This is a genomic window from Streptacidiphilus jeojiensis (genome assembly GCF_042510965.1).
In the GTDB taxonomy this organism is placed as follows: Bacteria; Actinomycetota; Actinomycetes; order Streptomycetales; family Streptomycetaceae; genus Streptacidiphilus; species Streptacidiphilus jeojiensis.
On the sequence record NZ_JBEUKS010000004.1, the window covers coordinates 143,603 to 161,713 of the forward strand.

At 68.8% G+C, this 18,111-nt stretch carries 16 protein-coding genes; 10 read left to right on the forward strand and 6 right to left on the reverse strand.

The genetic code is table 11. The features are described from left to right. Positions 1 to 66 precede the first annotated feature (66 nt). From ABUW04_RS12985 to ABUW04_RS13000, 4 genes are all read left to right on the forward strand, one after another. Positions 67 to 729, forward strand: a complete 663-nt coding sequence (locus tag ABUW04_RS12985; protein WP_380565023.1) for a DUF4097 family beta strand repeat-containing protein — start codon at positions 67 to 69, stop codon at positions 727 to 729. A gap of 12 nt (positions 730 to 741) precedes the next feature. Further along, positions 742 to 1,692, forward strand: a complete 951-nt coding sequence (locus tag ABUW04_RS12990; RefSeq protein ID WP_380564652.1) for an ATP-binding cassette domain-containing protein — start codon at positions 742 to 744, stop codon at positions 1,690 to 1,692. Next, the gene (locus tag ABUW04_RS12995) at positions 1,689 to 2,480 is read left to right on the forward strand and encodes an ABC transporter permease (protein ID WP_380564653.1); all 792 of its coding nucleotides are present in this window, start codon (positions 1,689 to 1,691) and stop codon (positions 2,478 to 2,480) included. The genes ABUW04_RS12990 and ABUW04_RS12995 overlap by 4 nt, the downstream gene beginning before the upstream one ends. A 185-nt stretch (positions 2,481 to 2,665) precedes the next feature. Then, the gene (locus ABUW04_RS13000; RefSeq protein ID WP_380564654.1) at positions 2,666 to 3,946 is read left to right on the forward strand and encodes a hypothetical protein; all 1,281 of its coding nucleotides are present in this window, start codon (positions 2,666 to 2,668) and stop codon (positions 3,944 to 3,946) included. A gap of 76 nt (positions 3,947 to 4,022) precedes the next feature. Here the strand turns inward: ABUW04_RS13000 and ABUW04_RS13005 are convergent, their stop codons facing one another. Beyond that, positions 4,023 to 6,821, reverse strand: coding sequence for a right-handed parallel beta-helix repeat-containing protein (locus ABUW04_RS13005; protein WP_380564655.1), 2,799 nt, complete (start codon positions 6,819 to 6,821; stop codon positions 4,023 to 4,025). A gap of 146 nt (positions 6,822 to 6,967) precedes the next feature. Continuing rightward, complete coding sequence (locus ABUW04_RS13010) at positions 6,968 to 8,401, reverse strand: hypothetical protein (RefSeq protein WP_380564656.1); 1,434 nt, start codon at positions 8,399 to 8,401, stop codon at positions 6,968 to 6,970. Positions 8,402 to 8,813: 412 nt separating this feature from the next. On the opposite strand from ABUW04_RS13010, the gene ABUW04_RS13015 reads away from it, so the two are divergent. The 3 genes from ABUW04_RS13015 to ABUW04_RS13025 all read left to right on the forward strand — a co-directional run bounded on the left by ABUW04_RS13015 (position 8,814) and on the right by ABUW04_RS13025 (position 12,866). Next, positions 8,814 to 10,445 carry a hypothetical protein gene (locus ABUW04_RS13015; protein ID WP_380564657.1) on the forward strand — a complete coding sequence of 544 codons (1,632 nt, stop codon included), beginning with the start codon at positions 8,814 to 8,816 and terminating at the stop codon, positions 10,443 to 10,445. A 145-nt stretch (positions 10,446 to 10,590) separates the two neighbouring features. Further along, positions 10,591 to 11,310, forward strand: coding sequence for an LppX_LprAFG lipoprotein (locus ABUW04_RS13020; protein ID WP_084715534.1), 720 nt, complete (start codon positions 10,591 to 10,593; stop codon positions 11,308 to 11,310). Beyond that, positions 11,307 to 12,866, forward strand: coding sequence for an MFS transporter (locus ABUW04_RS13025; RefSeq protein ID WP_380564658.1), 1,560 nt, complete (start codon positions 11,307 to 11,309; stop codon positions 12,864 to 12,866). The genes ABUW04_RS13020 and ABUW04_RS13025 overlap by 4 nt, the downstream gene beginning before the upstream one ends. A gap of 56 nt (positions 12,867 to 12,922) precedes the next feature. Here ABUW04_RS13025 and ABUW04_RS13030 read toward each other — a convergent pair whose 3' ends face one another. Further along, positions 12,923 to 13,408 (reverse strand): pyridoxamine 5'-phosphate oxidase family protein, encoded by a 486-nt coding sequence (locus ABUW04_RS13030; protein ID WP_030267079.1) that lies wholly within the window; start codon positions 13,406 to 13,408, stop codon positions 12,923 to 12,925. 225 nt (positions 13,409 to 13,633) lie between these two features. Here ABUW04_RS13030 and ABUW04_RS13035 point away from each other — a divergent pair, with 225 nt between their 5' ends. After that, entirely contained in the window at positions 13,634 to 14,482 is an 849-nt protein-coding gene (locus ABUW04_RS13035) for an SAM-dependent methyltransferase (RefSeq protein WP_380564659.1), read from the forward strand. 60 nt (positions 14,483 to 14,542) lie between these two features. Here the strand turns inward: ABUW04_RS13035 and ABUW04_RS13040 are convergent, their stop codons facing one another. After that, entirely contained in the window at positions 14,543 to 14,986 is a 444-nt protein-coding gene (locus ABUW04_RS13040; RefSeq protein WP_380564660.1) for a MarR family winged helix-turn-helix transcriptional regulator, read from the reverse strand. A gap of 88 nt (positions 14,987 to 15,074) precedes the next feature. Here ABUW04_RS13040 and ABUW04_RS13045 point away from each other — a divergent pair, with 88 nt between their 5' ends. After that, positions 15,075 to 15,467 carry a nuclear transport factor 2 family protein gene (locus tag ABUW04_RS13045; RefSeq protein WP_380564661.1) on the forward strand — a complete coding sequence of 131 codons (393 nt, stop codon included), beginning with the start codon at positions 15,075 to 15,077 and terminating at the stop codon, positions 15,465 to 15,467. A gap of 42 nt (positions 15,468 to 15,509) precedes the next feature. Here ABUW04_RS13045 and ABUW04_RS13050 read toward each other — a convergent pair whose 3' ends face one another. Together ABUW04_RS13050 and ABUW04_RS13055 are read right to left on the reverse strand one after the other, a co-directional pair. Further along, positions 15,510 to 16,022 carry an AAA family ATPase gene (locus ABUW04_RS13050; RefSeq protein WP_380565025.1) on the reverse strand — a complete coding sequence of 171 codons (513 nt, stop codon included), beginning with the start codon at positions 16,020 to 16,022 and terminating at the stop codon, positions 15,510 to 15,512. 1,009 nt (positions 16,023 to 17,031) lie between these two features. After that, complete coding sequence (locus ABUW04_RS13055; protein WP_157624183.1) at positions 17,032 to 17,301, reverse strand: DUF6966 domain-containing protein; 270 nt, start codon at positions 17,299 to 17,301, stop codon at positions 17,032 to 17,034. Between the two features lie 122 nt (positions 17,302 to 17,423). On the opposite strand from ABUW04_RS13055, the gene ABUW04_RS13060 reads away from it, so the two are divergent. Then, positions 17,424 to 17,861: a hypothetical protein gene (locus tag ABUW04_RS13060; RefSeq protein WP_380564662.1), complete on the forward strand. Its 438-nt coding sequence runs from the start codon at positions 17,424 to 17,426 to the stop codon at positions 17,859 to 17,861. Positions 17,862 to 18,111: the final 250 nt, after the last annotated feature.

Here is an 18,111-nt window from a genome sequence, read left to right on the forward strand (position 1 = left end):
CCAGTTCCTTGAACGCAACGTAGCGTTTCCCGTGTCAGAAAGAACGAACGACTACGGGAGAGCATGATGCAGAAGTTCGACACCCCCGCCCCGGTCTCCGCCGTCCTGGAGATCCCCGCCGGTCGGGTCCAGTTCATCGCCGCGGACCGCGCGGACACCACCGTCGAGGTCCGGCCCGCCGACCCGGCCAAGGGCCGCGACAGCAGGACCGCCGAGCAGACCACCGTCGAGTACGCCGACGGCGTCCTGCGGATCACCGCCGGAGCCCCGGACAGCCGGCTCCTCGGCTCCGGGGCGGTGGAGGTCACCGTCCAACTGCCCGCCGGCTCCCACGTCCAGGCCAAGGCCGCCAGCACCGAGCTGCGCGGCGTCGGACGCCTGGGTGACGTCGTCTTCGATGGCGCCTACCGCACCATCAAGATCGATGAGGCTGCCAGCCTGCGGCTGACCGCGGTCGACGGCGACGTCGAGGTCGGCCGTCTCGGCGGCTCCGCCACGATCAGCACCGCCCGCGGCGACATCCGGATCGCCGAAGCCGCGGCCGGCACCGTCGAACTGCTCACCCAGTCCGGCAACATCTCCGTCGCCGCGGCCCCCGGCGTCTCCGCCGCCCTGGACGCCGGCACCGGCCACGGCCGGGTCCACAACTCCCTGAAGAACGACGGCACCACCGCACTGTCCATCCAGGCCACCACCTCCCACGGCGACATCACCGCCCGCAGCCTCTGAGGAGCACCGATCATGACCAACCTGGCCATCGCGGCGAACGGGCTGCGCAAGTCGTACGACGACAAGGTCGTCCTCGACGGCATCGACCTGGCCGTCCCCGAAGGAACGGTCTTCGCCCTGCTCGGCCCGAACGGTGCCGGCAAGACCACCGCCGTGAAGATCCTCTCCACCCTCATCACCGCCGACCCGGGCAGCGGCGACATCCACATCGGCGGCCACAATCTGGCCGCCGACCCCCAGGCGGTGCGCGCCACGATCGGGGTCACCGGCCAGTTCTCCGCCGTCGACGGCCTGATCACCGGCGAGGAGAACATGCTGCTGATGGCGGACCTGCACCATCTCTCCCGCTCCGAGGGCCGCCGCACCGCCGCCGAACTCCTGGAGCGCTTCGACCTGGTGGAGGCCGCGAAGAAGCCCGCGTCCACCTACTCCGGCGGTATGAAGCGCCGCCTGGACATCGCCATGACCCTGGTCGGCAGCCCCCGGATCATCTTCCTGGACGAGCCGACCACCGGCCTGGACCCGCGCAGCCGCCACACCATGTGGGGCATCATCCGCGGACTGGTCGCCGGCGGCGTCACCGTCTTCCTCACCACCCAGTACCTGGACGAGGCCGACCAACTGGCCGACCACATCGCCGTCCTGCACAACGGCACCATCGCCGCCCAGGGCACCGCCGAGCAGCTGAAGCGCATCGTCCCCGGCGGCCACGTCCGCCTGCGCTTCACCGACCCCGCCGCCTACCAGCGCGCCACCGACACCCTGCCCCACGCCACCACCGACGACCAGGCCCTGACCCTGCAGATCCCCAACGACGGCAGCCAGCACCAACTGCGCACCCTGCTGGACCAGTTGGACACCGCCGGCATCCACGCCGACGAACTGACCGTGCACACCCCCGACCTCGACGACGTCTTCTTCGCCCTCACCAGCACCGACACCTCCAAGGAGACCGTGCGATGAGCACCCTGACCCTGGCCGCCCGCGACTCCGGCACCATGCTGCGCCGCAACCTGCTGCACGCCCGCCGCTACCCCTCACTGACCCTGAACCTGCTGCTCACCCCGATCATGCTGCTGCTGCTGTTCGTCTACATCTTCGGCGACGTGATGAGCGCGGGCATCGCCGGCGGCCACGCCGACCGCTCCGACTACATCGCCTACATCGTCCCCGGCATCCTGATGATGACCATCGGCGGCACCGTGATCGGAACCGCGGTGTCCGTGGCCACCGACATGAGCGAGGGCATCATCGCCCGCTTCCGCACCATGGCCATCCACCGCGGATCGGTGCTCATCGGGCACGTCGTCGGCAGCGTGCTGCAGTGCATCGCCAGCGTGGTCCTGGTCGGCGCCGTCGCCCTGGCCATCGGCTTCCGCTCCCACGACGCCACCGCCCTGGAGTGGCTGGCAGCCCTCGGACTGCTGGCCCTGTTCTCCCTGGCGATGACCTGGATCGCGGTCGGAATGGGCATGGCCAGCCCCAACGCCGAGGCCGCCAGCAACAGCGCACAGCCGCTGATCCTGCTGCCGCTGATCTCCAGCGCCTTCATCCCCACCCACACCATGCCGGGCTGGTTCCGGCCCATCGCCGAGTACCAGCCCTTCACCCCCACCATCGAAACCCTGCGCGGCCTACTGCTCGGCACCGGCATCGGCGACAACTGGTGGATCGCGCTGATCTGGTGCGCAGCCCTGACCGTCCTCGGCTACCGCTGGTCGGCCAAGTCGTTCAACCGCGACCCGAAGTAACCGCCATGACAACGCGGGCAACCACCCGCTACTCGTCCCACCCCGGGGCGGTGCACCCCGACACCACGTCGGCGTACACCGCCCCGTTTCGGTTCCGCCAAGAGTGACGCGGAAGCCCGCAGTCCTTAGACTCCGCTGTGCCTCCTGCGGCCCACCAACCACCACCGAAACGGGAACAGCCCTTCATGCTGCGTCGAATAGTCGCTCTTCTCCTGGCGTTGACGGCCGGCTCCGCCGGCATTTCGACCGCCTCGCCAACCTATGCAGCCGGCCGCACCGCTCCGGCCGCATACCAGTCGCTCGCTTCGGCGGCGACCGGCAACGCCTTCGCGGACGAGCCGCCGAGCCGGATCGCAGACACGCGCACCCAGACGTACGGAAACTTCGGAAAGGTCGGCCCCAAGGGGGTGCTGACCCTCCAATTGCCCCAGTGGATCAGCAATATCCCGGGTTACGCCCACGCCAAGGCTGCCGTGCTCAATGTCACCGTCACCAACGCGACGACCTCGAGCTACCTCACCGCCTACGCCGCAGGCAGTGCCAGGCCCACGACCTCGGTCCTCAACTTCGCATCCGGGCAGACGGTGTCCAGCCTGATCACCGTACCGCTCGGCACCGATGACACCCTGAACCTGTACAACGCCACCGGCAGCGTCGACGTCATCGTCGACGAAGAAGGGCTCTTCGTCCCGGCAGGGACGGACTACACGGACGTGCTGACACCGATGACGCCCACGCGCCTGGTGGACACCCGGTCACAGCTCGGCACCACACACGGTGCTCTCGGCGCCAACGGAAGTCTGACGTTCAAGGCCAGTGGTATCGCGGGACTTCCCGACGCCACGGACACCCATGAGCTCATCCTCAACGTGACCGCGGTCAATCCCACCAAGGGCGGCTACCTGACCGTCTACAACGACGGTGTGCCGAAGCCGACCGTCTCCCAACTCAGTTTCGCCGCCCACGAAACCCGGTCCAACATGGTCATCGCCCAGGCCGGCGCAGACGGAACGGTGACCATCTCCAACGAGACGGGGACCACGGATGTGGTCGTCGACGTCGTGGGCTACTTCTCCAACGGATTCAACCGGGGTACCTACGGGCTCTTCACCGGCAGCGCGCCCACCCGCCTTCTGGACACCCGTGCGGGCGTCGGTGCGACCAAGGCACCCCTCGGTGCGGGGTCCGTCCTCCGGTTGAAGGTCGCCGGTGTGCACGGGGTCCCGTCGAACGCCACCGCTGTTCTGATGGCCCTGACCGAGACGGGCGCCACCGCGGGCGGCTATCTGACCGCCTATCCCGGCGGGACAAGCCGCCCGCTGGCGTCGACGCTCAACTTCCGCGCAGGCACCACAGTTCCCAACCTGGCACTGATCCCGATCGGCGCCGACGGCACCGTCGCCATCTACAACTACGCCGGAAAGGTGAACGTCGTCGGCGACCTGAGCGGCTACTTCACCAACTGACAACGAGACCGGGCCCGCCTGCGGCCATGATCGTGGCGGCAGGCGGGCTGACCGTTCAGGTCCTCGCCATGCAGGTTCAGCCGTAGCTGTAGTACGTCCCCGACAGGTCCGCCATCACGGAGACCGGCGTTCCGCCGCCGTTGTGGATGTCGACATAGCCGTCCGGTCCGACCGGCGTGACCGTCATGTTCGCCACCGTCTGGCCTGCGGTGTAGTTGAGGTCGGACGATGTGGGCAGCGACGTGCCGTCGGGGAACGCGGTGAGGTAGCCGCCGCCCCTGCTCCCGGTCACGGTCAGGTTGAGCGCGGCAGCGACGGCCGTGCCGATCCGCAGCCGCAGCGTCTGCCCCGCGCCCAGCTGCTGCTTCGGCGCACCGGTACCGCTGCGGGTGTCGAGCAGGCGGACCGGCGCGTTGTGGATGAACACCGCACCGGTGCTGCTGCTGTCGTAGTAGCCGACCAGGTCGGCGATGAAGTCGACGGCGCCGGCTCCGCCGTTGTGCAGCGACACCGCACCGTTCGTCAACGGCACCGTGACCAGTGCCGGAACGACCTGCCCGGTCGACCAGTTGGAGTTCGACACCCCCGGCAGCGGCTGCCCGGTGCCGAAGGCCGTCAGGAAGCCGGCGCTGCGGGCGTCGGCGGCCGTCACATTGAGGACCACGGCCGACGCGTTCGAGGGAATCCCGTGGGTGCCTGCCAGCTTGACGCTGGTCGTCCCGCGGCCGGCGACCTGCCTGCCGGTCCGGGTGTCCAGCACCCGCACCGGTCCGACCGGGTGGTAGAGGAGACCGCGGGCATTGTTGGAGAACGTCCCGACCGTGTCCACCACCAGGTCGATCGGCTTGCTGCTGCCGTTGTAGAAGTCCACGTACAACTGTCCGTCAGTGACCGTGACCTGGTTCGCCACGGTCTCGCCCGCGGCGAAGTTCACATTGGACGTACCGGGCATGGCGGTGTGGTCCTGGTAGACGGTCACATATCCGGCCGCCTCGGGGTCGGTCACCGTGACGTTGAGGAGCACCGCGTCCTGGGTGTACAGCGGAACGTGCAGGGAGGACACCGCGACGCTGATCCAACCGTGCGCGGGGACCGAGTCACGGCCGTGCGTGCGGCTGTCGTAGTCGCGCTTCGGACCGCCCGCGAGAGGCTGGTACTCGTCACCCACGACGACCTTGCCGCTGCCGGTGATGGAGCGGCCGTGCGCGTCGGTGCCCGAGATTGTGGCGGTGTAGCTGCCCGGCCGGGTGTAGGTGTAGTAGGCGCCGCCGACCTGGTTCGACTGGACCGACCCGCCGTCACCGGTCTCGATGACCCAGTTGTTCGACAGTGGCGCCCCGGTGAGCCCGCCGACGGAGAAGAGCACCGTCCCGGAACCACTGGCCGAGTTCAGCTGCGGCACTGCGGTGATGGTCACCGGCGCGGTGACCGGAAGTACGGTCACCGATTCCGCGCGGGTCTCCGAGTAGCCGTCCGCGTTGGTGATGGTGATCCGGCCCGCATACGTCCCGGGCTGCTGGTACGTGTGCATGATGCTGGTGCCGGCGGGCACGGTCTGTGTGGCGCTGCCGTCGCCGAAGTCCGCAGTCGTCGTGAGCTTCTCGCCCCACAGTGAGTTCGGCGCGGTGCCCGGCTCGACGTCCAGCGGTACGGTCGCCACCCCGGTCAGTGCGGGGTAGTCACCGTTGGGTACGTAACGGAAGCTGTCCTCGAGCTCGAAGGCGCCGCGGTCGTAGTAGGCGTTGGCACCGGTGCCCGTGTTGCCGACCTTGGGATCGTCCACCCGTGGATTGCCCCTGCTGTCGCCGGCGAGCTCACCTGCGGCGCCGGAGTCGGCCGAATCGATCAGGGGCGACGACGCGGTGAGACCGAGGCCGGTGTCCCCGAGCGCCCCGTAGATGTCGTGCGCGCCCTGCCCCGTACCGGCCACCAGGCCGCTCACCGTGGAGTACTGGACACCTGCCCAGGAGTATGGGGCGATGCCGGCGGAGCTGTTGGTGAACGCGTTGTAGTCGCTGGTCACGCCCGCCGCCGAAGCGGCGTCGACCAGCAGGGACGGCCCGGTCGGAGGGTGGGTGTAGCCGGGGTCCGCGGTGCAGGAGAACCAGCCCCCGACGTTGTTCTCGACGGACGCCGAGGTCCCGTCCAGGAGGGCGATGGCCGCGCCGCAGCTCTGGTAGACGGTGTTGCTGGTGACCTTCAGGTCCGGGACGCCTTCGGCCTCGACACCGCCCGCGTCCGCACCGTAGAGCGCATTCGTCGTCAGGGTGACGCCGCTCGCCCCCGCACCGACCTGGATCCCGTAGCCGAAGGAGGCGTCGATCTCGCTCCGGGACACGGTCACCGTCGAGGAGCCACCGTCGATGCTGACCGCCGTCTGGCCGAGGGGGCCGCTGCCCTCGTCCTTGAGAAGCTTCTCCATCTCCACGGTGTCCCGGTCGAGCACGACGTTGCTGCTGCCGCTCACCGTGATGCCGTCCCCGGCATCACGGTTGAAGAGGTCGATCCCGGTGACATCGACGTAGTGCGCACCGGACAGCGTGAGGGTCCCATGGATGGCGGCACCGGGCTGCGCGGTGACCGTGATCGGGGCCGCTGACGTCCCCGACCGGCTGAGCGTGACCGAGCCGTAGTACGGCGCATAGGTGGTCCCGCTGGGCGGCCCCTCCAGCAGGATCGTCTGGCCCGGATCCACGACGTCGGCGGCCGCCTGGACACCGCAGAACGGCACTGCCTGGCTGCCCGCGGCCGGGTCGGTGTCACTGCAGTGGGCCATGCCCACGTACAGCGTGCTGCTGTCGTCCACCGAACTGGCACGGGCGGCCGGGGCGACCAGCAGGGCCGCCGTGACCGCCGTCGCGGCAAGAGCCGCCACACGCCGGACTGAATGCATGATTCCCCCAGTACGCCCCGCACACCAGGTCACGGGGTAGTTGCAGCTCAGGAGCCCAACAGGCTGTGCGCATGCTATAGAACACCTGAGCGGCGGTACCGGGCGGCCCCCTCGGCTGCGTGCTCGGTTCAGTGGTTCAGGTAGTAGCCGAAGTAGTCGATGACCAGATTGTTGGGCGTGGTCGCCATGTTCCACACCGCGATGTTCGCCTGATCGTCCAGCGTGGCCTGAACCAGGTTGGCCACGGTCTGGTTCTTCTGGAAGTTCAGCGAGGAGACGTTGGGGGTGGTCCCGTTGTTGGGAACCACCGAGATGTAGCCGGGGCTGGTGGCGACCGGGACCGTCACATTGATGACGGCGGCTGCTGGCGCCTCGACCCCGGTACCGGGGAACCCGTATCCGTGGGCGTCGTGAGGGGCCACCGATCCGGTTCCATCGGTGCGGGTGTCGGCCACTCGGGTCGGGAAGACCGGCATATAGGCGCCTGCGCTGCCCGCGCTGTAGTAGCCCGACACGTCGATGACGGCGTCGACGCCGCTCCCGGGGCCGTTGGCGAGGCGGATCTTGCCGTCGGCGCCGACCGGGACGACCACCGCGTTGGCGATGCTCTGCCCAGCTCCGTAGTTGACGTTGGAGACCGTCGGCTGCTTGGCACCGTCCGGATAGGCCGCGAGGTATCCGTTGGACTTCCCCCCGGTCGCGGTGACGTTCAGCGCCACCGCTGTCACACCGGTGGCGGGGATGCCGTCCTGCCCGGCGATCTGCACCGCGATGGAGGCACCGGCGGCCACAGGCGTCTTGGCCGCCCCGATGCCCTTCCGGGTGTCGACCAGACGCGAGGGGGCGGACGAGGAGTAGCCGCTGGCCGGCGTCCGGCTGAAGTAGCCGTCGATGTCGACGATCAGGTCGATGGTGCCCTTGCTTCCGTTGTGCAGAGCCACGTAGCCGTCATCGCCCACCGAGGCGATCGCCAGATTGGGTACCGTCTGTCCGGCCGTGAAGTTCACGTTGGAGGTGCCCGTCGGAGCACCGTCCGGGTAGGCCGAGACGTAGCCCCCGGCGGTGGGGTTGGTGACAGTGATGTTGAGCACTGCGGAGAGCGCCTTGGCGGAGATGCCGCCGCTGCCCGCGATCTTCACCCGGACATCGGCGCCGGGCTTGAGCGTCGTCCTGCTGCTTCGGGTGTCCAGCAGCCGAGTGGGGCCGTAGGCGGTGTAGTCCAGGCCGGCCGGCGTCACGGTCGTGGACTTGCTGACCGACGCGGTCTGATCGGTCACGACGATGGTCAGGGTGTGCGGACCGAGCTTGTCGAAGGTGTGCCCGACGATCACCGAGCCGTCGCTGCCCGGCTGGACCGGGTCGGCTGCGACCCCATCCCAGCTGGCCGTCACGGTCACCGCTCCCGTACTGCCGGTGACATGGACATCCATCTGTATGTCGTAGGCGCCGTTGTCGATGTCCTCGGCGGCAGTGAACGCCAGCGCCGAGGCGGCTGCCTGGGCCCCGGCCGTGCGCGGGGTGACCACCGGGCGGGAGAAGGCACCGATCTGCTCGGTGACCATGCTCTTCGGCGCCGGCAGTCGGAGGCTCGGAGTGGCAGACGCAGGCCGGGGGGCCGCCCCTGTGGCGTGAGCCGTACCCGGAACCGCGATGGCTCCGGCTGCGCAGACGGCGGCGATGGCTATGAGGCGGGAACGGGACACCGTACTCCCAGGATTCGTGTGCGACGGGTGATGCGGAGCGTGGTCAAGATACACGTGGCTCTACGCCTGCAAAGCGTTATGCAGCAACACCATGGGCACCAGCCTGACGGAGGATCACCATCCGCCGGTGTCTTCGGAACCCGGGAGGCTCGGCCACTCCGGCAAGGAGATCGTTTTCCGCGACCATGGGGGTCGTGTGAAGACCCTGTGAGCCCGTCGGTACCCTGGGCCGCCACTACGGCACAGAAGTCTTCTTCTCCCCGGGAGCACCGTGTCCTCTCGAACTCCGATAACCCTGGCCGCGTGCTGCGCGGCCGGCCTGCTCATGGTCTCCGGCACGGCCGAGGCGGCGGGCGGCGCGCACGCCGCGCCGGTGGCCGCTGCCGTTGCCGCGGGCGCCCCCGCGACGATGCAACCGCTGACGCACCAGATCCTGGTGCCGGGCACCACCCGGGCCGGCGTCACCGGCCGTTCAGCCGCTGCCTCGACGCTGTCGGTCAGCGTCACCGGCGGCGACAACAAGGGTCTGTACGACGCCGCACTCAATGTGAGCGTGTCCGGATCGGCCGGCGCCGTCAGCGCCACTCCGACCTGGGACGGCGTGCCCTCGGGCGCGGTCACCGAGGCCGGCGACGGCACCATCGTGCTCAGGCAGACCTTCAGCACGGTGGGCGAGCACAAGCTCAGCCTCAGCGTGACCGACGGTGTCTCCACCGTGGTGAAGACCGAGACCGTGCTGCTGGCCGGCAACGACTACACGGCCTACGGCCCCACCCGACTGCTGGACACCCGCCACGGCACCGGCGGGCCCATCGGTCCGATCAAGCCCAACAGCATGGTCCGGGTGAAGATCGACAGCAATGGCGGGATCTCCGCCACAGCCAGCGCTGCGGTACTGAACCTGACGGTCACCAACCCCTCCAGCGCGGGATACATCACCGCCTATCCGGACGGGGGGTCCTCCAGCAGCTCGAACGTCAACTTCGTCAAGGGCCAGACGGTGCCCAACCTGTCCGTGGTGCCTGTGGGTACCAGCGGCTACGTCGACCTGTACAACCACAGCAGCGGCACGGTCGACCTCATCGCCGACATCGACGGCTACTTCAGCCAGACCGCGGCCTCGGGCTACACCACGGTGGCGCCCGCGCGGCTGGTGGACACCCGCTCGGGTCTGGGCGCGCCGAAGGCGCAGCTCACCGCGGGCGGGTCGATCGCGGTGCAGATCGCGGGCAAGGCCGGCATGCCCGCCTCCGGGGTGACCGCGGTCGCTCTGAACGTCACAGCCACCAACGAGGCCACCGGCGGCTACCTGACCGCCTACCCGGACGGGGCGGCCGCGCCCACCGCGTCCAACGTCAACTTCGGCCCCGGACAGAACATCGCCAACGCGGTCGTGGTACCGGTCGGCGCGGACGGCAAGATCCGCATCGCCGGCAGCACCAAGGCAGATGCGGTCGTGGACGTGACCGGCTACTACAGCGTCAGCGGCACGGGCGCCTTCGAGCCGCTCCAGCCGACCCGGCTGATGGACACCCGGGACCTGAGCAACCCGAACGTCGAGAACCTGATGCAGCCCTACTACTACGACCTCTACCCGTTCTGGGAGTGGGTCGACGCCAACGCCGCCGCCGTGGTCCTCAATGTGACCGTGCCGACGGCGAAGGCTGCCGGGTACCTGGCCGTGGCCCCGGACATCAACACCTGGGCCTCGTACCAGAGCAACACCTTCAACTCTCACCAGAAGGCACCCGGCAGCTCCACGCTCAACTTCCAGAAGGGCCAGAGCGTGCCCAACATGGTGCAGGCGAGCACCGGCACCACCGGCGTCGTGGACTTCTGGAACCAGTCGCCGATGAGCAACGACCTGATCATCGACATCTTCGGCGTCTACAAGAACAACTGATCCGTTCCCGGCCGAAGCGGCTGCCGGCCCCGGCGAAGGAATTCGCCGGGGCCGGCGGCTCCGCCAAGTGATACACCGTCAGTTAGTCGCTTGTTGTGCCCTGGAACCTCTGCCGCCGACCTCGCCCGACGTCTAGCATCCGACTATGCGAAACCCCCGGGCCCTAGCGGCCGCCATGGCCGTAATCGCGCTCCCGCTCTCCGCCTGCTCCAGTGGCGGCAGCGGGAGCGGCAACGGTAGCGCCGGCAAGGAGACCAGCAACCTCCCGGCTGCCACGCAGTTGCTGAGCAGTGGTGCGACGGCGATGACCGCGGTGCAGTCGGTGCGGTTCTCGATCAACGCGAGCGGCCAGATCGCCGGCCTCGCCCTGCGCAGTGCCACCGGCCAACTGACCCGGGCCGGGAACGCACAGGGCAGCGCGTCCGTGTCGGAGGCCGGTGCCCTGGTGGAGATCAACTTCGTCATCGTCGGCTCCACCGCCTACATCAAGGGTGCGACCGGCGGCTACAGCAAGGTCCCGCTCCAGGTCGCCACTGCGGTCTACGACCCCGAGGCGATCCTGGACCCGAACAAGGGGGTCGTGAAGCTGCTGCAGACGGCGACGGGCGCCCGGACGCTGGACCGGGAGACCCTGGACGGGCAGTCGGTCTACCACGTGAAGGCGCTGCTGGCGCAGCCGGTGCTGGCCACGCTGGTTCCCGGGGACTCGAAGAGCGAGGAGGGCGATCTCTGGCTGACGGTGTCCTCGTCGCGGCTCGTGAAGGTCGCGTTCCCGGTGGAGACGACATCGGGGGGCAGCGGCTCGGTGACCGCCTCGTTCTCCGATTTCGACGCGCCTGCCACGATCACCGCTCCATCGTCGTGACCGCAGTCGACACCGGGACGGCGCCGCTCACGGGGCGGCACGCCGTCCTCGGCGTCACCGGAGTGGTCACGCTGCTCGGGTCGCTGGACATGTACGTGATCGTCACCCTGCTGAACTCGATCACCAATGACCTGGGCATCCCGCTGAACCATCTGGAGCGGGCCACGCCGATCGTCACCGCGTACCTGCTCGGCTATGTCGCTGCCATGCCGCTGCTGGGGCAGAGCGCGGACCGGTTCGGGCCGCGGCGGGTGCTCCAGTCCTGCCTGGTCGTCTTCGCGGCCGGCTCGGCGCTCACCGCGAGCGCGCACAGCCTCCAACTTCTGGTCGCTGGACGGCTGTTGCAGGGTGCCGCGGCGGGTGCGCTGCTGCCTGTCACGCTCGCGCTGGCCGGGCGTCTGTTCCAGGGCCGGGCAAGACCCGTGGCGCTCGGCTCGGTGGGAGCCGCGCAGGAACTCGGGAGCGTGCTGGGCCCGCTGTACGGGGCCGGCATCGCGGCGCTCGCGGGCTGGCGCGGGGTTTTCTGGGTCAACGTCCCGCTGGTGCTGGTCGCGGCGGTGGTGATGGAGTTCACCGTGCCCACCACGGCGTCGCCCGAGCAGGGCGGGCCGACCGGGCGCCGGCGCACCGACCTGGTCGGCGGCGCTCTGCTCGCGGTGGCGCTGGCGCTGCTGGTGGCGGCCCTGGACAACCAGGATCCGCAGAAGTCGGTGCTGCCGAGCTGGGGCCTGCCGCTGCTGCTCGGCAGCGCGGTGGCGCTGGCGGCCTTCGTGCTGTGGGAGCGCCGCAGCCGGACGCGCCTGATCGACACCCGGCGGATGCGGCGGCGCCCCTTCGCCGCAGCGATGGCGACGAGCTTCTGCGCCGGCGTGGCGCTGCTGGTCACACTGGTGGACGGGGAGTTGGTGGCCCAGTCGCTGCTGGGCAGGAGCTCGGTGGGCGGCGCACTGCTGCTGATGTGGTTCCTGACGGCGCTGCCGGTCGGTGCCGTCATCGGCGGCCTGGCCGGACGTCGGCTGGGCCACTCGGTGGTGGCCGCGGTCGGCATGGCCGTGGCGGCCGGGGGCTACTTCCTGATCGCGGCCTGGCCCCTGGCGGCCCTGACCGCCCGTCTCGGCCCGCTGCCGCTGGCACAGACCGACCTCGTGATCGCCGGTCTTGGCCTGGGCCTGGTGATCGCGCCGGTGGCCGGGGCGGTGCTGGACTCGACGGATCCCGGCCAGCACACGACGGCCTCGGCCGCAGCGGTGATCTCCCGGACCATCGGCATGCTGGTCGGCGTGGCCGCACTCTCGGCCTGGGGACTGCACCGCTTCCAGACGCTGACGGCCCACCTCGACATGCCGATCCCCGGCACCAGCACCTTCGCCAAGGCCTGGCCGGCCTACCAGCACGCGCTGCGCGTGGCACTGCACACCGAGTACAGCGACATCTTCCGGGTGACGGCCGTGGTCTGCGCGCTGGGCGCCGTATGCGCGCTGGGACTGTCCAGTTCGACCGAAGGCCGAAGGCCGATACCATCCGGCCCGGGCGGGACGGTCGAGCCGTCGGGCTGAAAGCAGAGCACAGGCTCCGCCTGGTTCACGCGCTCACAGTCCCCGTGGCGACGCCGTCAGCCCAGCTTCCTGGCGAGGTCGGCGAGGAACTGCGGCATTCGGCCGGCACCGAAGTCGTAGAAGCGTGCCCACTGCGGCTCGACCGCGATGCGCGCCATCCGGTCGTACATGGCCCGGCAGTTCCGCTCGAACTCGGCCGCGTACTCGGCATCGAAGTTCTTCCGCGCGGCCGCGAGGTACTCCGGCACCACCCCGTCCACGATGGTGAGGTGCACGACGCCGCGCACCGACAGCGTCTTCGCCGAACCGGGACTGTCGCCGGCGTCGATGGTCAGGGCGACCTCGGGCCGCGCCGACAGCGCCTCCACCTTGGGCGCCGTGGCCGCGGTGGCCATGACGATCTCGTCACCGGTCCAGAAGATCCCGATCGGGACGACGCGAGGCCGCCCGTCCAGTCCGATGTACGCCAACCGCGCCATCGACGCCTGGCCCAACAACTCGTGGGCGTCGGCCAGCTCCTGTGCGATCTGCTCGGGTTCCATCACTCGTCGTCCTCCACTGTCGCGCGGCCGCTCTTGCCCGATCTGTCCCCGGAACGGAGACAACACCACCAATCCCCGTCCCCCGGCCCACCGTAGTCCCGCCCCACCCGACCACACGGTCCGCCGCGCACGGCCCGCGCTGAACAAGTGAACGAATGTGCGTCCCTCCGTCAATCATGTGACCTAGCATGACCGCTGAGGTCGTGTCATCCGGGAGGGAAGGCCATGGCGGAGGGCTCGCGGTCGGACGGTTGGATGCAGGTGGGGGCGGACTGGGAGTCCCCGTCGCCGATGCGCACCGACATCGCCCACAGCGCTCGGATCTACGACTACTTCATCGGCGGCAAGGACAACTTCCCCGCCGACCGTGAAGCCGCCGAGCAGGTGCTCGCGCTGCGGCCGAGCCTGGCCCTGGCCGCCCAGGCCAACCGTCGCTTCATGTGCCGGGCGGTCGACTTCGTCGTCTCCCAGGGCATCCGCCAGTTCCTGGACCTCGGCACCGGCATCCCCACGTCGCCGAACACCCACGAGGTCGCCCAGGCCGCTGCCCCGCAGTCACGGGTCGTGTACGTGGACAACGACCCGATGGTCCTGGCGCACGCACGTGCCCTGCTGGTCAGCGCGCCGCAGGGGCGAACCGCCTACATCGACGCGGACATCCGCGAGCCCGCCACCATACTCGGGCACCCCTCCCTGCTGAAGGTCCTGGACCTGGACCAGCCGGTGTGCCTGATGCTCGTCGCCGTCCTGCACTTCGTCGGCGACGAGGAGGACCCCTACGGCCTGGTGTCCGAACTCCTGGCCGCCTGCCCCAGCGGCAGCAGGCTTATCCTCACCCACGGCACCGAGGACTTCTCCGACGAGGCCGGCGCCGAAGCGCTCCGCGCCTACCGGGCCTCCGGTGTGAACCTGCACCTGCGCACCGCAGCGCAGGTGCTCCGCTTCTTCGACGGCCTGGAGCTCGCCGAGCCCGGGCTGCAACTGGTCAACCGCTGGCGCCCGGACAACGACCTCGACCGCCGGGCCCGCCCCCAGGACATCACCTGGTACGGAGCCGTCGCCACCAAGCACTGACCACCGCGCACCTCGCGCACCCCGTGCGCTGGGCGGCCCGCTGGGATCGGCCGGCGCCAGTCAGCTGAAGGGGCCTTCGGTGACGAAGCGGTGCAGGTGGCGGGCGAAGGTCTCGGCCTCGCCGGGCGGCCAAGCGGTGAGGCTCTCGGTGATGGCGGCGGCCAGGCGTCGGCGCAGTTCTCCCACCGTGCTGTGGCCCTCATCGGTCAGCACCAGCAGGGTGGCGCGCCGGTCGTTGGGGTCGGGTTCACGCCGCAGCAGCCCGGCGTGTTCCAGGTGCGATGCGCGGCGGGTGACCACGGAGCGGTCCAGCCCGGTGTCCGGGGCCAGGTCCGCGGCGCTGCGGGGGCCGGTCCTGGCCAGTGCGCTGAGGATCGGGTAGGTCAGCTCGTCCACGGCTTCGCCCATGCCCACTGTGAGCGCCCGCTGCAGTCGGGCGCGCGTGTTGCGCCGGAGCAGGACGCCCAGGGCATCTGCGATCTCGTGTCCTACGGGGTTCTCCATGCCCCCAACAATAGCGTGCGTGACGCACGCATCCGGTGCTACAGTCAGAGTGAAGCGTGCGCAGCGCACGCATTTAGGAGAGATCGCCATGCACCGCACCGACATCCACACCGCTCTGACCGACCTGCTGTTCAACCCGGCCCTGACCGTGGAGCAGGCCACCGAGCGCCACTTCACCCCGGACTTCCGCCAGCGCACCGATGGCGAGTGGGCCGACCGCGCCGGTTTCGTCGACCACATCGAACACCTGCGGACCGTCGTGGCCGCAGGCTCCGTCCAGGTCCACGACGAGCTGTGCGACGGCGCGACCTACGCCGACCGCCACACGGTCGAGGTCACCAAGCAGGACGGCTCGACCGTGCGCATGGAGGTCTACGTCTTCGCCGAGATGGCCCCCGACGGCCGCTTCAACCGGATCGAGGAGACCACGCTCATGCTTCAGGGCACCGCAGCCGACCGCGGCCTCGGCAGCGCACGCTGACCACCCGGCCGGGAGCCGAGCCGCAAAGGGGAGATGGAGAGATCAACTCTCGGTGCACGAGGGCCAGTGGTCCGCAGCCCACTCCGGCCAGCCGGGCCAACCCGGCGGCGGAGGGGGAATCTCGCCGCTGTTGAGTTCGGCAGCATCGGGGGCCTGGAACTGCTCGCGCCACGCGTCCACGTCGGCCTCGCTCATCGGGAAGGTCCGATCGGGCGTCGTCGCCTGACGGTCTGCGATACGGGCGAGTTGGACGTCCTTGTCCACGGGCAGGTACACCGTCCGGCACGCCGCACCGGCCGACCGGGCCAGCCAGCGCAGTGCCGAGCGTTCGTCCCGGCCCCAGAGCCCGTAGTCGAGCACGACGCTGGTTCCCAGCCGTAGCGCTTGTAGCGCGAGCGAGATGAGGCGGCCTTCGAGCACCCAGCGCTTGCCGTCGGCCATCGAGTCCTCGAACAGCGGCACCATCCAGTGGTCGGGGGTCAGCCGCAGCGCGGGGTGTGCGGCGGCGAGTTCTGCGGCCCGGGTGGTCTTCCCGGCTCCGGGCAGCCCGACCATCAGGAACAGGGTGGCGACGGTTCCCGCGGTGGACGGGGCCGGGAACGGTGCTCGGCAGGCTGAACTCAGTTGCTGTGACTGTGACATGACTTCCCTGGTCAGGCAGGACGGCCCGACAGCACGGGGCAATGCGCGCACGACTGTCGGCGGGACACCGATCCGGCGGTACCCCCTCCTTGGAAGAAGGGGCAGGTGAAGGAGGCCGCAGCTACGGCAGCCTCAGTACCGCCGCGGGGCGGCGGTTCGGATGTTCACGGCACAGCAGCACATGCCCCGACTGTATCCGACAGCCCCGACGGCCCCCAATGCGCCAAGATGTGCGCCATGCAACTGACCTTTGGCCCCGAGCGGCACACTCGAACCTTTGAATGCGCCTGCTGCAAAGAGCCCATAGAGCGCGCTTGGTGTCAACTCTACGCAGACGGGGAGCCCCGAGCCGTCTACTACGCCAACTGCTACCACCACCAGGACCGTGACCACGATGCCTGGATAGACGTCGTCCTGGGCACCTGGGGTGAGGGCGATGCGGGCTTCGGAGGTGCGCCCTTCGATTTCAGCACGGAGCGCACGTTCTCCACCCGCTGGCCTGTGCAACTCAGCGAGTGATGTCGACAACGGATAGGGCTTCGCCCCCGCGTACCTGCGCTCATACCTCCAGCACGACGCATTCCAGGACGCCAGCCGGGGCTCCGAACCCCGAAGGCGCCCGTTGCTGACCCCGACCGACCGCTCCTACTGCTGCGCAAGTGGTGCGTTTCCTGAAGTTGGTCTAGAAATCAAAACCCCCGGGCCGCTGGCCAGGGGGTTTGTGTGGAGCGGGTGACGAGAATCGAACTCGCGCTCTGAGCTTGGGAAGCATCGCCCCGATAACCATGCCAGACCAGCCCTGACCTGCTCGTTCGCCCCGCCCCTGAGGGTTCACCCCAATGGTCGGACAGACGCCGGTTTCACCGTGATTCACCGCCCGCCTCCGCCCGTTAGGGCACGCGTAGGGCACGAGATCCGCCGCTCAACGGCGGCCCGAGTTCATCCACGAAGCAAGACTGTGCACCTCGGCGCTCAGCACCATGACGCGATGATCGTAGGCGAGGGGAAGATCGCTGATGCTTCCCATGCCTCCGTACGCTCCGAGCACTCTCTCGATCCCGTGGAGGTCCCCTGCTGCGATCTCACCCTTGGCGAGCTCCATCCAGTCAGCCCAACCCTGGAACCCGCATTCCGTGAGGGCCTGCATGAATTCGTCCAGCTTGATCATCAGACCTGATGCAGAGTTCGCCACCGAGCCAGTATCCATCGCGCGGTACCCCTCGATGCGAACTACCGGCAGTTCGGTCGCTGAGGTCTCTCGTCCTGGTCAAGCAGCCCACTGGAGTTGACTGAGGTCAGCGACGATCGCCACGGTTGCGGTACTTCGCTGCAGAGGCTCTGGCCAAGCATCATCGGAGAAGAAATTGCGATGATATCGCCGAACTCGCCCGCAATATTCTCGACAAAAAGGAAAGGCTGCACCGCGCAATTGGGCAAACGGCCGGTGGGATATTCGGCCTCTTGGGGCAATCGCCAATCGAACGAGTCTTCGCTTACGAGCTGGCACGCAGAATCCCCTTGCCCATCGACGCAAAGCTCTCTGCGGCAGCACGAGGGCTGCAGGTAGCTGGAATCTACGTCTGCTTCGTCAACAAGCGAAAGCTTACTGATTGTGCGTGCCTGCAAGACGTCCTCAAGGAGAAAGGGAAGTCCCAATTGGAAAGTTTGATGCAGGGCGCCCTCGATGACTGGTCAGGCTTTCCAGCGCGAATGAAAGATGCCCCGATCCCATGGCTGAATTACGGCGCCTAGAAATCCCAGCCTTGGCTACACTCACTCCACTGACTGACGATGAGGCCGCAGGGGCCCTGGCGCTGGAGCGGGTGACGAGAATCGAACTCGCGCTCCGAGCTTGTGAATCCCAAGATCCTTGACCGTATTTCCCCAAGTCAGGGCGATATAGCCTCCACCACATCCCCCCGAGCAGGGGTCGGCCATGGCTACTGTTGCCTCCTGCGTATCGCTCCTACCGGTGCGCAGGTGGTGGGCCGAGCTTCAGGGA

Coding starts and splice junctions, on each gene's coding strand:
- ABUW04_RS12985 (WP_380565023.1), top strand. CDS start 67: ATGCAGAAGTTCGACACCCCCGCCCCGGTCTCCGCCGTCCTGGAGATC.
- ABUW04_RS12990 (WP_380564652.1), top strand. CDS start 742: ATGACCAACCTGGCCATCGCGGCGAACGGGCTGCGCAAGTCGTACGAC.
- ABUW04_RS12995 (WP_380564653.1), top strand. CDS start 1,689: ATGAGCACCCTGACCCTGGCCGCCCGCGACTCCGGCACCATGCTGCGC.
- ABUW04_RS13000 (WP_380564654.1), top strand. CDS start 2,666: ATGCTGCGTCGAATAGTCGCTCTTCTCCTGGCGTTGACGGCCGGCTCC.
- ABUW04_RS13010 (WP_380564656.1), bottom strand. CDS start 8,401: ATGGTCACCGAGCAGATCGGTGCCTTCTCCCGCCCGGTGGTCACCCCG.
- ABUW04_RS13020 (WP_084715534.1), top strand. CDS start 10,591: ATGCGAAACCCCCGGGCCCTAGCGGCCGCCATGGCCGTAATCGCGCTC.
- ABUW04_RS13030 (WP_030267079.1), bottom strand. CDS start 13,408: ATGGAACCCGAGCAGATCGCACAGGAGCTGGCCGACGCCCACGAGTTG.
- ABUW04_RS13035 (WP_380564659.1), top strand. CDS start 13,634: ATGGCGGAGGGCTCGCGGTCGGACGGTTGGATGCAGGTGGGGGCGGAC.
- ABUW04_RS13040 (WP_380564660.1), bottom strand. CDS start 14,986: ATGGAGAACCCCGTAGGACACGAGATCGCAGATGCCCTGGGCGTCCTG.
- ABUW04_RS13045 (WP_380564661.1), top strand. CDS start 15,075: ATGCACCGCACCGACATCCACACCGCTCTGACCGACCTGCTGTTCAAC.
- ABUW04_RS13050 (WP_380565025.1), bottom strand. CDS start 16,022: ATGGTCGGGCTGCCCGGAGCCGGGAAGACCACCCGGGCCGCAGAACTC.